Source organism: Frigoribacterium sp. Leaf263, from assembly GCF_001422285.1.
GTDB lineage: Bacteria > Actinomycetota > Actinomycetes > Actinomycetales > Microbacteriaceae > Frigoribacterium.
On record NZ_LMMO01000003.1, the window covers coordinates 371,836 to 385,403 of the forward strand.

General features: G+C 70.7%; 15 protein-coding genes. 14 read left to right on the forward strand and 1 reads right to left on the reverse strand.

All coding sequences use genetic code 11. From position 1 onward, the window contains the following. Window positions 1–6 precede the first annotated feature (6 nt). From ASF17_RS05760 to ASF17_RS05785, 6 genes are all read left to right on the forward strand, one after another. The gene (locus ASF17_RS05760) at window positions 7–330 is read left to right on the forward strand and encodes a DUF2469 family protein (protein ID WP_055796429.1); all 324 of its coding nucleotides are present in this window, start codon (window positions 7–9) and stop codon (window positions 328–330) included. Between the two features lie 117 nt (window positions 331–447). Next, a complete protein-coding gene (locus ASF17_RS05765) occupies window positions 448–810 on the forward strand; it encodes a YraN family protein (protein WP_055796432.1) in 363 nt (120 codons plus the stop codon). Further along, entirely contained in the window at window positions 807–2,348 is a 1,542-nt protein-coding gene (locus ASF17_RS05770) for a YifB family Mg chelatase-like AAA ATPase (RefSeq protein WP_055796437.1), read from the forward strand. Before ASF17_RS05765 ends, ASF17_RS05770 begins: the two co-directional genes overlap by 4 nt. After that, window positions 2,345–3,586 (forward strand): DNA-processing protein DprA, encoded by a 1,242-nt coding sequence (gene dprA, locus ASF17_RS05775; protein ID WP_055796440.1) that lies wholly within the window; start codon window positions 2,345–2,347, stop codon window positions 3,584–3,586. Before ASF17_RS05770 ends, dprA begins: the two co-directional genes overlap by 4 nt. 142 nt (window positions 3,587–3,728) lie before the next feature. After that, the gene (locus tag ASF17_RS05780) at window positions 3,729–4,352 is read left to right on the forward strand and encodes an acyltransferase (protein WP_055796443.1); all 624 of its coding nucleotides are present in this window, start codon (window positions 3,729–3,731) and stop codon (window positions 4,350–4,352) included. Between the two features lie 13 nt (window positions 4,353–4,365). After that, window positions 4,366–5,277, forward strand: coding sequence for a tyrosine recombinase XerC (locus ASF17_RS05785; protein WP_055796445.1), 912 nt, complete (start codon window positions 4,366–4,368; stop codon window positions 5,275–5,277). 11 nt (window positions 5,278–5,288) lie between these two features. Here ASF17_RS05785 and ASF17_RS05790 read toward each other — a convergent pair whose 3' ends face one another. Next, window positions 5,289–5,879: a murein hydrolase activator EnvC family protein gene (locus ASF17_RS05790; protein WP_082475098.1), complete on the reverse strand. Its 591-nt coding sequence runs from the start codon at window positions 5,877–5,879 to the stop codon at window positions 5,289–5,291. Window positions 5,880–6,008: 129 nt separating this feature from the next. On the opposite strand from ASF17_RS05790, the gene ASF17_RS05795 reads away from it, so the two are divergent. The 8 genes from ASF17_RS05795 (at window position 6,009) to ASF17_RS05830 (ending at window position 13,565) form a co-directional block, all read left to right on the forward strand. Then, a complete protein-coding gene (locus ASF17_RS05795; protein ID WP_055796450.1) occupies window positions 6,009–7,469 on the forward strand; it encodes a sugar porter family MFS transporter in 1,461 nt (486 codons plus the stop codon). Window positions 7,470–7,832: 363 nt separating this feature from the next. Next, window positions 7,833–8,771: a 30S ribosomal protein S2 gene (gene rpsB, locus ASF17_RS05800; RefSeq protein ID WP_055796453.1), complete on the forward strand. Its 939-nt coding sequence runs from the start codon at window positions 7,833–7,835 to the stop codon at window positions 8,769–8,771. A gap of 39 nt (window positions 8,772–8,810) precedes the next feature. Next, window positions 8,811–9,638 (forward strand): translation elongation factor Ts, encoded by an 828-nt coding sequence (gene tsf / locus ASF17_RS05805; RefSeq protein WP_055796456.1) that lies wholly within the window; start codon window positions 8,811–8,813, stop codon window positions 9,636–9,638. Between the two features lie 138 nt (window positions 9,639–9,776). Beyond that, window positions 9,777–10,496: a UMP kinase gene (gene pyrH / locus ASF17_RS05810; protein WP_055796459.1), complete on the forward strand. Its 720-nt coding sequence runs from the start codon at window positions 9,777–9,779 to the stop codon at window positions 10,494–10,496. A gap of 72 nt (window positions 10,497–10,568) precedes the next feature. Next, complete coding sequence (gene frr / locus ASF17_RS05815) at window positions 10,569–11,087, forward strand: ribosome recycling factor (RefSeq protein WP_055798304.1); 519 nt, start codon at window positions 10,569–10,571, stop codon at window positions 11,085–11,087. Continuing rightward, window positions 11,088–12,086: a phosphatidate cytidylyltransferase gene (locus tag ASF17_RS05820; protein WP_082475100.1), complete on the forward strand. Its 999-nt coding sequence runs from the start codon at window positions 11,088–11,090 to the stop codon at window positions 12,084–12,086. Between the two features lie 56 nt (window positions 12,087–12,142). Then, a complete protein-coding gene (locus ASF17_RS05825; protein WP_235476404.1) occupies window positions 12,143–12,706 on the forward strand; it encodes a DivIVA domain-containing protein in 564 nt (187 codons plus the stop codon). Between the two features lie 229 nt (window positions 12,707–12,935). Then, window positions 12,936–13,565 carry a lytic transglycosylase domain-containing protein gene (locus tag ASF17_RS05830; RefSeq protein ID WP_082475101.1) on the forward strand — a complete coding sequence of 210 codons (630 nt, stop codon included), beginning with the start codon at window positions 12,936–12,938 and terminating at the stop codon, window positions 13,563–13,565. The last annotated feature ends 3 nt before the right edge of the window (window positions 13,566–13,568 follow it).

The window sequence follows — 13,568 nt, forward strand, 5'->3', positions numbered from 1 at the left end:
TCCTCGATGGACGAAGACGAGTTCGAAGACTACGACCGCGAGGTCGAGCTCGCGTTGTACCGCGAGTACCGCGACGTGGTGTCGCAGTTCCGATACGTGGTCGAGACGGAGCGCCGGTTCTACCTCGCCAACGAGGTCGAGCTCGTCCGTCGCGACACCGAGCACGACTTCTACTTCGAGTTGAGCATGACCGACGTCTGGGTCTGGGACGTCTACCGCTCCGACCGCTTCGTCAAGTCGGTCCGTGTGCTCACGTTCAAAGACGTGAACGTCGAAGAGCTGACCGCCCGCGACCTCGAGCTCCCCAAAGAGCTGGCGCTCGACGAGTAGCACCCGAGGGATCCGTCCCTCCCCGGTACGGCGACCGCCCGGACCATCCCCAGGTGCCGTCCGAGTCCCCACGACCTCGGGTCCTGCTCCGCCAGCCTTCTCGTCGAGGAGGCCGACATGGCGAAGAAGGACGAACTGGGGCGGCGCGGCGAAGACGTGGCCGCCGAATGGATCGAGGCGCAGGGGATGCGCGTGCTCGAGCGCAACTGGCGCTGCGCCGAGGGCGAGATCGATCTCGTCGCCCTCGACGGCGACGACGTCGTGGTCGTCGAGGTCAAGACGAGGTCGGGCGCGGGGTACGGGCACGCGCTCGAGGCGGTCACCGCGGCCAAGCTCGCGCGGCTCCGGCGACTGGCCGTCGCGTGGAGCAGAGCGCATCCCGGCAGAGGCCGGGGGCTGCGGATCGACGTCGTCGGCATCACGGTCGAGAGGTGCCACGGTCACGAGCGCATCGAGCACGTGCGCGGGGCCGGCTCGTGAGCATCGGTCGGACCCGAGCGGTCTCCCTGCTCGGGCTCGACGGGGCGCTCGTCGAGGTCGAGGCCGACATGGGGCAGGGGCTTCCGGCGTTCATGATCATCGGGCTGCCCGACACGTCGCTCGGCGAGGCCCGCGACCGCGTGCGGGCGGCCGCGACGAACTCCGGCTGCGCGCTGCCGACCCGCAAGCTGACGGTCAACCTCTCGCCGGCGTCCCTGCCCAAGCAGGGGTCCTCGTTCGACCTCGCGATCGCCGTCGCGGCCTTGGCGGCGGCCGATCTGGTCTCAGCCGATTCCGTGGCGCGTGTGGTGCACCTGGGCGAGCTGGGTCTCGACGGCAGGCTGCGGCCCGTCGACGGCGTCCTGCCCGCCGTCCTCGCGGCGAGGCGGGCGGGGGCCGTGACGGTCATGGTGCCGAGCGACAACGCCGACGAGGCGTCGCTGGTCCCCGACATCCGGGTCGTGGCGGTGGCGGGTCTCCGCGACGCGGCCATCTGGCATGGCGCCGAGCTCGAGCCGGAGTCCGTCGACGTCATCGTGCGGCCTCGTCCGCCCGCCGGGCCGGGGTCCGACGACGGCCGGCGCCCTGATCTCGCAGACGTCGTGGGCAACTCGGACGCCGTGCAGGCGCTGATCGTCGCGGCGGCCGGCGGCCATCATCTCCTGATGGTCGGTCCGCCCGGCGCGGGCAAGACCATGCTGGCCTCGCGTCTTCCCGGCATCCTCCCCGACCTCGATCTCGATGCGGCCCTCGAGGTCGGCAGCGTGCGGTCGCTGGCGGGGCGGCCGGTCGTCGGGGGTCTCGATCATCGTCCGCCGTTCGAGAGCCCGCATCACACCTGCAGCGCCGCCTCGCTGATCGGCGGCGGCAGCGCCGTCATCCGTCCCGGTGCCGCCTCGCGGGCGACGCGGGGCGTCCTCTTCCTCGACGAGGCGCCGGAGTTCTCCCGATCGGTGCTGGACTGCCTGCGGCAGCCCCTGGAGTCCGGCGAGGCCGTGGTCCACCGGTCGAGAGCCGTAGCGCGCTTCCCCGCCCGCTTCCAGCTCGTGGCCGCGGCGAACCCGTGTCCGTGCGGTCAGTACGGCACGCGCGACGGCGACTGCGAGTGCTCACCGCACCAGCGACGGCGGTACCTGGCGAAGCTCTCGGGACCTCTCGTCGACCGCATCGATCTGCAGCTGCGCGTAGCGCGCATCAGCTCCGCGGTCTTCCGTCTGTCCGAGCAGGTCGAGCGGACCACCACGGCCGACGCGCGCCGTCTCGTCGAGGAGGCGCGGGCTCGGGCGGCGGGGCGGCTCGCCGAGACCCCGTGGCGGCTGAACTCCGAGGTGCCGGGCACGTGGCTGCGCGACCGGGGCAACCGACTGCCGGTGGGCGTCAGCCTCCCCGCCGACCGGGCCCTCGAGACGGGCGCCCTCACGATGCGCGGCTACGACCGGGTCCTGAGGGTCTCGTGGACGCTCGCCGATCTCGACGGGGCCGACCGCCCCGAGCGGTCGCACGTCCTGGGCGCCCTCGGACTCCGGAGGTCGGTGTGAACGGGCTGCTGACGGTCTCGACCGCCGATCTGGCCGATCTCGTCGCCCCGCTCCGCCCCGGTGCCGACCGTGCCGTCGACGCCTTCGCTCTGGGCGCCTGGTCGGCCGTCGTCGAACCCGGTGACGTCGTGGGCGGTCTGGCGCGACGTGTCCTGGGGCCGGCGGTGGCTCTGCGCCTCGTCCTCGAGTCGCTCGATCGACGCGACGCGGTCACCGAGCCGTCGCTGCTCGGGTCGGCGCTGCGGAACGAGGGCGTCGATCCCGCGGAGGTCGATGACCGGCGGATCGCGCGGGCGCTCTCGCGGTGGGCTCCGCGGACGACCGACACGCGCATCCTGTCGTCCTTCCGGGCCGCCACCGCGCTCGGCCTCCGTCTCGTCGTCCCCGGCGACGACGGCTGGCCACCGGCCTTCGACGACCTCGGCGACCACGCTCCGGCCGCGTTGTGGCTGCGGGGCGCCGCCGAGCTGCCGGAGGTGACGTCGGCCGTCGCCGTCGTGGGGTGCCGCGCCTCGACCGCCTACGGCGAGCAGGTCGCCGCCGACCTCGGCAGCGCATTGGCCGATCGCGGCTTCTGCATCGTCTCCGGAGGGGCCTACGGCATCGACGGGATGGCGCACCGGGCGGCCCTGGCCGCCGATGCGCCGACGGTCGCCGTCATGGCGGGGGGAGTCGACCGGTTCTATCCCACCGGCCACGACGCTCTGCTGCGGGCGGTCGTCGAACGCGGGCTGCTCGTCTCGGAGTCGCCCTGCGGCAGCACGCCGAGCAAGTGGAGGTTCCTGCAGCGGAATCGGGTCATCGCCGCGCTGTCCGCGGTCTCGGTGGTCGTCGAGGCGGGGCGGAGGTCCGGTGCGCTGAACACCGCGGCCCACGCGCAGGCGCTGGGCAGGCCCGTCGGCGCCGTACCCGGACCGGTCACGTCGCCGTCGTCGGTCGGCTGCCATGCGCTCATCCGCTCGGGACTCGGGGTCTGCGTCACGACGGCCGCCGACGTCGTCGAACTGATCCCCGGGCGGAGCCTGCCCGACGCGGGCGCCTCTCCCGCTCGAGACGACCCCGAGCGCGTCCGCCTGCTCGATGCTCTGAGCACGAGGGTCGACCGGGGCACCGACGAGGCTTCCATCGCCAGCGGCCTGTCGACGGCCCGGACGCGGGGGCTCCTCGCGGAGATGGAGGACGAGGGCCTCGTGACACGGGCGCCCTCGGGATGGCGCCGGTCGCCTCCGCCGGGATGACCCGGGGCGACGCGATGACGGAGGGATCGCGTCACGACTTGTCCGCGGCGGCCCGGCACCCTATGGTCCCGCAGAGGGGGACCGAGAGGATCCCCGGCGATCGTGCGGTCGTCTCACCCGCCTCATCCCGACAGGACCCGCCATGACGTCGTCCGGCCCATCCGACGCCACTCCCGCACGCCGGTTCGTGCGCACCCTCCGGGAGGACGTCTCGTCTGGCCTCGAGCACATCGTGTTCTCCCGACTCGTGGGTTCGGCGCTCATGCCCCGCACCGCCAGGCGACTCCTGCTCGTGGCCGCGGGGGCGGCGGTGGAGTCGGGCCCCGGCGGGGGCTTCACCCTGGTGGGCAGCCCGAAGAACCTCACGATCGGCCACAGCGCGTACCTGAACCGGAGCGTCTTCATCGAAGCGCTCGCACCGGTCGGCATAGGCCGTGACAGCGCCCTCGGCATGGAGGTCATGATCGTGACGAGCCACCACGAGCTGTCGTCCGCGGGCGCCTGGAGCCCGCGGTCGACCGGGCGTCCCGTCGTCATCGGCGAACGGGTCTGGATCGGTGCTCGGGCGACGATCCTCCCCGGGGCCGTCATCGAGGACGACGTCGTCGTCGCCGCGGGTGCGGTGGTCGCGGGGAGGCTGAGGTCCCACGGCCTCTACGCGGGGGTGCCGGCGAAGAGGATCCGCGATCTGGCGCCGGCCGCCGGAGAGGAGGCGGACGTCGCCACCGGCACGGCCACGTCGACTGAGCCGTCCGCCCCTCGGTGACTACTCTGTCGGGATGATCGACGTCGCACTCTTCGTGGAGCATCTGCGGCACGGACGCGGTCTCAGCGAGCACACGATCCGTTCGTACCGGTCCGACCTCGCCGAGTTGACGGCCTTCGCCGTGACCCGTCTCGGACGTGAGCCCGACCACGGGGACCTCGATCTCGACCTCCTCCGCGAGTGGCTCTACCGGGGCACGCGGGCCGGCCTCGCACGGTCGACGCTGGCGCGGCGGTCGGCGAGCGTCCGGGCGTTCACCCGGTGGCTGGAGGAGACCGGTCGGACGCCGATCGACCAGGGGGTGCGTCTGCGTGCGCCGAAGGCCGAGAGCCGACTGCCCCGGGTCCTGACCGAGCCGCAGGTCGAGGGGATCCTCCGGTCGCTCGCGGTCCGCGCCGAGGGAGACGACGCCGGTGCGCGTCGCGACCTCGCCGTCGTCGAGCTCCTCTACGGCTCCGGACTCCGGGTGTCCGAACTCGTCGGCGCCGATGTCGACGACGTCGATCTGGGGCGTCTGACGGTGAGGGTCACCGGAAAGGGCGGCAGGCAGCGGGTCGTGCCCTTCGGCGTGCCCGCGGCGGAGGCTCTCGGTCGGTACGTCGAGCTCGCCCGGCCGCGTCTCGTGGCGGGCGCGGACGCACCCCCGACGGCGGCCTTCTTCGTCGGTTCGGGGGGTGCCCGCCTCGGGACGCGAGCCGTCCACCGACTCGTGGCGCGCCTCCTCGGGGACATCCCGGGGACGGGCCCGGCGGGCCCGCACTCCCTGCGGCACACCGCGGCGACCCATCTGCTCGACGGCGGCGCCGACCTCCGCGCCGTGCAGGAGCTGCTCGGGCATGCCAGTCTCGGCACCACGCAGATCTACACGCACGTCTCGACCGAGAGGCTGCGCGAGAGCTATCGATCCGCGCACCCCCGCGCCTGACGGTCGGCAGATCAGCCGATCGGCCGCGTCGGCAGCAGCACCGACGGCCGTCCGCCCCCGAGCATCAGCAGAGGCGAGACGTATTCGCCGTCGATCCGGGCCCCCAGATGGACCGCGTCGGCGTCGCTCGAGTGCCCGGCGACGACGATGCCCACCGTCGAGCCGCGGGACACCGCCTCGCCGGAGGACAGGTCGCTGGTCACCGGCTCGAGACTGCTGACCACGCCGTCGGCGTGCGTGATCGAGAGGACCGGCCGATCGACGACCGTGCCGGCGAACCGCACCACCCCGTCGTCCGGCGCCGTCACCGGCGTGCCCGGCGCGGCGCCGATGTCGATGCCCCGATGCCCGGGAGACCAGGCGTGCTCCGGCGCCGCGAAGGGCCGGACGACGGGATGCGGCGGGGCCACCGGCCACGACCAGACGGCTCGAGAGGTCCCGTCGCCACGCGCCGCCCCCGCGGGTTCGGGTGCGACACCTGCGACGAGGCAGGCGGAGACCGCGAGGGAGCCGACGATCGCCCATCGAGTCGGCGTACCCGAGGGGCGGCCCACGACGGCGAGCCGCGAGCGGCGTGCTGGGGGCGGGGGAGAGCGGCGCATCGCCGAATTCTGCCGAGCGTGCACCTCGTGCGGCCGAGGCGTATCGTTCACCGGTGCACGGAAATCCGGTGCACGACGTTGTGGGGGAGACGAGGCACGGCCCCTCTCCTCCGAGCCAGAAGGAGAACCGTGTCGAACTCGACAGCAGAGTCAGCAGAGACCAGGAAGCTGAACAGACGGGTGACGGCGCTCGCCGTCGCGGCGGCCGTGGGCGGCTTCCTCTTCGGATTCGACTCCTCCGTCATCAACGGGGCCGTCCAGTCCATCACCGACGAGTTCGGCCTGACCGAGTTCGCCTCGGGCTTCGCCGTCGCCTCGGCCCTCATCGGCTGCGCGATCGGCGCCTACGTGGCCGGTCGTCTCGCCGACAGGATGGGGCGCATCAAGGTCATGCTGATCGGCGCGGCCCTGTTCCTCATCAGCTCGATCGGCGCCGCCGCGGCCTTCGCCGTCTGGGACCTCGTGCTCTGGCGCGTCATCGGCGGTCTGGGGATCGGCATCGCCTCGGTCATCGCCCCGGCCTACATCAGCGAGGTCTCGCCCAAGGCCATCCGCGGCCGGCTCGCCTCGTTCCAGCAGCTCGCGATCACGCTCGGCATCTTCGTCGCCCTGCTCTCCGATCAGCTGTTCGCCGTCTCCGCCGGCGGCGCCTCGGAGCCGTCGCTGTTCGGCCTGGCCGCCTGGCGCTGGATGTTCCTCGTCGGCGTCGTGCCGTCGGTCGTCTACGGCGTGCTGGCCTGGCGTCTGCCCGAGTCGCCCCGGTACCTCGCGGGCGAAGGGCGCGAGAAGGAGGCGCGCGAGGTCCTCGAGAGCATCGTCCCGACCGAGACGGTCGACACGAGCCTGAAGGAGATCACCGACTCGATCAAGACCGAGGCCGACCTCGAGACCAAGTCGTCCATCCGCGGCAAGCGCTTCGGGCTGCAGCCCATCGTCTGGGTCGGCATCATCCTCGCCGTCCTGCAGCAGTTCGTCGGCATCAACGTGATCTTCTACTACTCGACCACCCTCTGGCAGGCCGTCGGATTCCAGGAGGAGGACTCCTTCCTCATCTCCACGATCACCGCGGTGGTCAACGTCGCCGTGACGTTCATCGCGATCGGGCTGGTCGACAAGGTCGGTCGTCGTCCGCTCCTGCTCACCGGTTCGGTCGGCATGTTCATCAGCCTCGCGGTGACCGCCCTCGCCTTCAGCCAGGCCACGACCACGTCCGCCGGCGACCCCTCGCTGCCCGGCGCCTGGGGTCCGGTCGCCCTCGTGGCGGCCAACCTCTTCGTCGTCTCCTTCGGGGCCACGTGGGGACCGCTCATGTGGGTGCTGCTCGGCGAGATGTTCCCCAACAGCATCCGCGCGACCGCGCTCGGAGTGGGCAGCATGGCGAACTGGATCGCCAACTTCATCGTGACGGTGACGTTCCCGAGCCTCGCGGCCCTCAGCCTGACGCTCTCGTACGGCATCTTCGCCTTCTTCGCGCTCGTCTCGTTCTTCTTCGTGTTCGCGAAGATCCCGGAGACGAAGGGGCGTTCGCTCGAGGAGATGGGCGTCTCGGCCCTCGACGGCTCGATCGATCCGAAGGGCGCCCGCGCCTGATCGCAGCGTGATCGTCGAACGCCCCGGCCGGGATCCGGCCGGGGCGTTCGACGTGTCAGCACGACGGGGTCGCGAGGCCAGGCGCCGCTCCGCCGGTCGAACCCCGCGTGGTGCTACCATGATCCACGCAGCCTGCTCAGCAGGCTGACTTCGCGTGCCCTGTGCGTCTTCGGACGCACCGATCGCGAGCCGGTCCGTCCGACTCTGATCGCCACCGGCCTCCATCTCCATTCGGTCCGACCGCGTCTCACGATGCGAGCGGCGGTGATGCGCCCGGGCACCAGGCAGCGGCGACCATCCGGTCGTCCAGACAACCGACAATCCGGCTCACCGACGCGTGCGCCCAGAAACAGGAGAACGACCATGGCCGTCGTCACCATCCGCCAGCTGCTCGACAGCGGCGTCCACTTCGGACACCAGACCCGCCGCTGGAACCCGAAGGTGAAGCGATTCATCCTCGCCGAGCGCTCCGGCATCCACATCATCGACCTCCAGCAGTCGCTCGGCTACATCGACAAGGCCTACGACTTCGTCAAGGAGACCGTCGCCCACGGCGGCACCATCCTCTTCGTCGGTACGAAGAAGCAGGCTCAGGGTTCCATCGCCGAGCAGGCCAACCGCGTCGGACAGCCCTTCGTCAACCAGCGGTGGCTCGGTGGCCTCCTGACCAACTTCCAGACGGTTTCGAAGCGCCTCGCTCGCATGAAGGAGCTCGAGGACATCGACTTCGACGACACGACTCAGGGCTTCACCAAGAAAGAGCTCCTGATCAAGAAGCGCGAGCTCGACAAGCTGCACAAGACGCTCGGCGGGATCCGCAACCTCACGAAGACGCCCTCGGCGCTCTGGGTCGTCGACACCAAGAAGGAGCACCTGGCGATCGACGAGGCCAAGAAGCTCGGCATCCCCGTCATCGGCATCCTCGACACCAACTGCGACCCCGACGAGATCAACTTCCCGATCCCCGGCAACGACGACGCCATCCGCTCCGTCGGTCTGCTGACACGCATCGTGGCCGACGCCGCCGCCGAGGGCCTGGTGCAGCGTCACCAGAAGCCCGAGGACGCCGACCAGCCGGTCGAGCCCCTCGCCGAGTGGGAGGCCGAGCTGCTCGCGCAGGGCGAGGCCAAGGCCGCCGAGTCGGCTCCCGCCGCCGAGTCGCTCCCCACGGAGGAGAACGACGCCGATGCTCAGGTCGCCGAGAAGCCCCTGGGCGAGCCGGTCGCCGAGCCCGTCGCCGAGGCGTCCGACGAGACCGCTGCGGAGCCGGCCGACGCCGCCGCCGCTGCGGACTCGAAGTAACCCACCTCTCCACTCCGACTCCACGAAAGGACGTCAGACATGGCAAACTTCACCGCCGCTGATGTGAAGACCCTCCGTGACCGCCTCGGTGCGGGCATGATGGACAGCAAGAACGCGCTCGTCGAGGCCGATGGCGACATCGAGAAGGCCGTCGAGATCCTGCGCGTCAAGGGACTGAAGGGCGTCGCCAAGCGCGAAGGCCGTCAGACCACCGCCGGACTCGTCGCCGCCAAGGCGTCGTCGGGCTACGCCACGATCATCGAGCTCGCCAGCGAGACCGACTTCGTCGCGAAGAACGAGAAGTTCATCGCTCTGGCCGACTCCGTCCTCGAGGCCGTCTCCGCGGCCGGCGCCGCCACCGCGGCCGAGGGCAACGCGGCCGCCATCGGCGGGCAGACCGTCGAGGCGTTCGTCAACGACGAGGCGGCCCTCATGGGCGAGAAGGTCGAGCTCCGCTCGGTCGCTCGCGTCGAAGGCTCCGAGTTCGCGATCTACCTGCACAAGACCTCGAAGGACCTGCCCCCGCAGGTCGGCGTGGTCGTCGGGTACACCGGCTCCGACGCCGAGACGGCCCGTTCGATCGCTCAGCACGTGGCCTTCGCCGCGCCGACGTACCTGTCGCGCGACGAGGTCCCGGCCGACGACGTCGCCAAGGAGCGCGCCATCGTCGAGGAGACCGCCAAGAACGAGGGCAAGCCCGAGGCCGCCCTGCCGAAGATCATCGAGGGTCGCCTGACGGGCTTCTTCAAGGAGATCGCCCTGCTCGACCAGGCCTACGCGAAGGACAGCAAGCTGTCGGTCGCGAAGGTCGTCGAGCAGGCCGGCATCGAGATCCAGGGCTTCGCCCGGATCAAGGTCGGCGCCTAGCCAGCAACGTGATGGGGTCTGAGACGGTCGAACGTCTCAGGCCCCATCGTCGTGTCCGCAGCCGATCCGCCCTGCGCGGACCGGCGCCCAGCACCGAGTCGCTAACCTGGCTTCGGCCATGAACGAGGGAGAACCCAGATGACATCAGATCGCACCGGACGCCGACGGGTCCTTCTCAAGCTCTCGGGCGAGGCCTTCGGCGGTGGGCAGCTGGGCGTGAACCCCGACGTCGTGGGCGCCATCGCCCGTGAGATCGCCGACGCGGCGAAGGACGTCGAGATCGCCGTCGTCGTCGGCGGCGGGAACTTCTTCCGCGGCGCCGAGCTGAGCCAGCGCGGCATGGACCGCGGGCGCGCCGACTACATGGGCATGCTGGGCACCGTCATGAACGCGCTCGCCCTCCAGGACTTCCTCGAGCAGGCCGGAGCCGAGACGCGAGTGCAGTCGGCGATCTCGATGACCCAGGTCGCCGAGCCGTACATCCCTCGTCGCGCCGAGCGTCACCTCGAGAAGGGGCGCGTCGTCATCTTCGGGGCCGGGGCCGGTCTGCCCTACTTCTCGACCGACACGGTCTCGGCGCAACGCGCCCTCGAGATCGGCGCCGACGAGGTCCTCGTGGCGAAGAACGGCGTCGACGGCGTCTACTCGGCCGACCCCCGTCACGACCCGTCGGCCGTCAAACTCGACGTGCTGACCTATCAGGAGGCCCTGGTGAAGGGTCTCAAGGTCGTCGACTCGACCGCCTTCAGCCTATGCATGGACAACGGCATGCCCATGCACGTGTTCGGCATGGAGGGTGGGGGCAACATCGCCCGCGCCATCCGTGGCGAGCGCATCGGAACCCTCGTCAGCAACTGACGACTAAGCTCGACAACGAACCAAGGGAGCATTGTGGCGATCACCGACGTACAGAACGAGACGCGCGAGAAGATGGAGCGGGCTCTGGAGTCCGCCAAGACCGACTTCGGTCAGGTCCGGACGGGTCGGATCAACCCGGCGCTCTTCCAGAAGATCCCCGTCGACTACTACGGGACCCCGACGCCGCTCGCCCAGCTGGCGTCGCTGCAGGTCCCCGAGGCTCGCACGATGATCGTGACCCCGTACGACAAGACGGCGCTGAAAGAGATCGAGCGGGCCATCGCGACCTTCCCGAACCTCGGCGCCAGCCCGACCAACGACGGCACGCTCGTCCGTGTGACGATCCCCGAGCTGACGCAGGAGCGCCGCAAGGAGTTCGTCAAGATCGTGCGTGGCAAGGGCGAGGACGCCAAGGTGCAGATCCGCAACATCCGACGCAAGTCGAAGGAGAGCCTGGACGCCCTCAAGACCGAGGTCGGCGACGACGAGGTCGCTCGTGCCGAGAAGGATCTCGAGAGCCTGACCAAGGGGTACATCGACTCGATCGACGAGGCGCTGAAGAAGAAGGAAGCCGAGCTGCTCGAGGTCTAGATGAGCGACGCTCCTGACGGTCCCCGTTCCGACGGGTCGGGGCCGACCCCCAAGACCACACTCGGCAGCCGTCGCGCCGACTTCGACGCTCGCGCTCAGGCGGCGCGTCACGATCTCGAGAATCAGCTCCGCACCCGCCGCGCCGCGCTCGGGGCCCGGAACGACAAGCTGACGGCCCGCACGGGCAGAAACCTCCCCGCCGCCATCGGCGTGGGCGTCGGTCTCGGCGCCGCCGTGCTCGTGAGTCTGATCTTCGAGCCCGCGTTCTTCATGATCGTCGCCGCGGCCCTCATCGGGTCCCTCTGCTTCGAGCTGGCGAGCGCCCTGCGGTTCGCGGGTCGTGATGTGCCGCGTCTGCCGAGCGTGCTCTCGGGGGTCGTCATCGTCCCGGCGGCGTTCCTCTACGGAGCCCAGGGGCAGTGGCTCGCGCTGCTCGGCGGGATCCTCCTGGTGACGGTGTGGCGCCTCGTCGAACTGGCACGTCCCTCCCACCGGACGAGCGCCTCCTCGGTGGCCCGTGATCTGGGTGCTGGTGCGTTCGTGCAGATCTACTGCGCGTTCCTCGGCAGCTTCATGGCGCTCATGGCCGCTCAGCCGAACGGTGCGAACTGGACCCTGGCGGCGCTCATCATCGTCATCGCGGTGGACACCGGGGCGTATGCCACGGGACTCTCGTTCGGCAAGCACCCCATGGCGCCTCGCATCAGCCCGAAGAAGACGTGGGAGGGCTTCGCCGGCTCCGTCGCGGCGAGTCTCATCGCGGCGATCTTGCTCTCGTGGCTGATGCTCGACGAAGCCTGGTGGTTCGGGTTCATCCTCGGCGGTGTCATCATCGTCACCGCGACGATCGGCGATCTGTCCGAGTCGCTGATCAAGCGCGACCTCGGCATCAAGGACATCTCGACCTGGCTGCCCGGTCACGGGGGGTTCCTCGATCGGCTCGACAGCACGCTGCCGTCGGCTGCAGCGGCCTACGCGCTCTTCCTCGTCGTCACCTGACGCGGCCTGCCGCCCACCCAGGAGGTCGGGAGGCGCGGGTGCGGCATGATGGTCGGGTGAAGACGACATTCCCGATGGCTCCGCACGGTCAGCTCGGCTACGACGTGACCGAGGTGGAGTCGTTCCTCGAGAAGGCCCGGGCGGCTTACTCGGGTGCGGCGCCGACGCGGGCCACCGGCACGACGGCGATCGACTCCGAGCGCATCCGCCGGACGGCCTTCTCGATGACGAAGGGCGGCTACGCCACGGCGCACGTGGACGCGGCTCTCGAGCGGCTCGAGGACGCCTTCGCCGATCGGGAGCGTCAACGCTCCCTCTCGGGGGAAGGGGACGCCGCGTGGTTCGCGGGTGCCCGGACCGCGGCGGAGGAGATCGTCGCCCGTCTCGATCGCTCGGACGGGCACCGCTTCGATCGCGTGGGGTTCCTCACGCAGGGCTATCACCCGGAGGACGTCGATCGGTTCGCGAAGCGCCTCTCGGGCTACTTCGGCGAGGGTCAGGCGCTGAGCATCGACGACGTCCGCGCCGTGGTCTTCCGGGCCAGGCGCGGGGGCTACCGCGAGGCGCAGGTCGACGTCGTCCTCGACGCCGTGGTCGACGTCATGCTCGCCGTCCGGTGATCCCGCGTGGACACGCGGTGCCGGACCCTGGTCACCTCGTGATAAATCCGTTACCCTGAATTCACTTATGGGTAGGCACGCTGCAACGACGACGACCGGAATCACTCCTCGCGAGCACCCGGTGCTCGTCGCCAGACCCTCGGTGGAACGCCGCATGGTCCGGGCTTCGAGTCTGACCCCTGCGCCGATTCCGTCCGCTGCGGCCCCCCGACCGAGCCGAGGTCGCTACGTGCTCCCGGCCCTCGGCTTCGTCGCCTCGTTCGCCTTCGTCTCGGCGTCGCTCGTCAACCCGATCTCGGGTGCCGAGGCGACGACGCGCGTCGTCGGGGGAGCGAGCGTCCTCGTGGCGCCGGGTCAGTCCTACTCGGTCATCGGGGCGTCGGCCCCGACCGTCGACCGCGACGGCTACGGCGTGACCCTGCCTCCGCCTCCGCCGCCGCCCGAGCCCGAGCCGGTCATCACCGAGGAGCCCGCCGACGAGGTCGCCTCGGCCGTCGTCACGGCGGAGGAGCCGCCGGCAGCGGCCGCCGCGGCACCCGTGGCCGGGACCCCCGATCCGGGCAGCGCCAAGGCCATCGCCGCGGGCATGGTGTCGGCCAGAGGCTGGGGCGCCGGCGAGTACGACTGCCTCGTGTCGCTCTGGAACAAGGAGTCCGGCTGGAACGTCTACGCGTCCAACGGCTCCAGCGGGGCCTACGGCATCCCCCAGTCGCTGCCCGGCAGCAAGATGGCCACGGCCGGTGCCGACTGGCAGACCAACCCCGCGACCCAGATCACCTGGGGTCTCAACTACATCTCGGGCGTCTACGGCTCACCCTGCGGCGCGTGGTCGCACTCGCAGGCCGTCAACTGGTACTGAGTC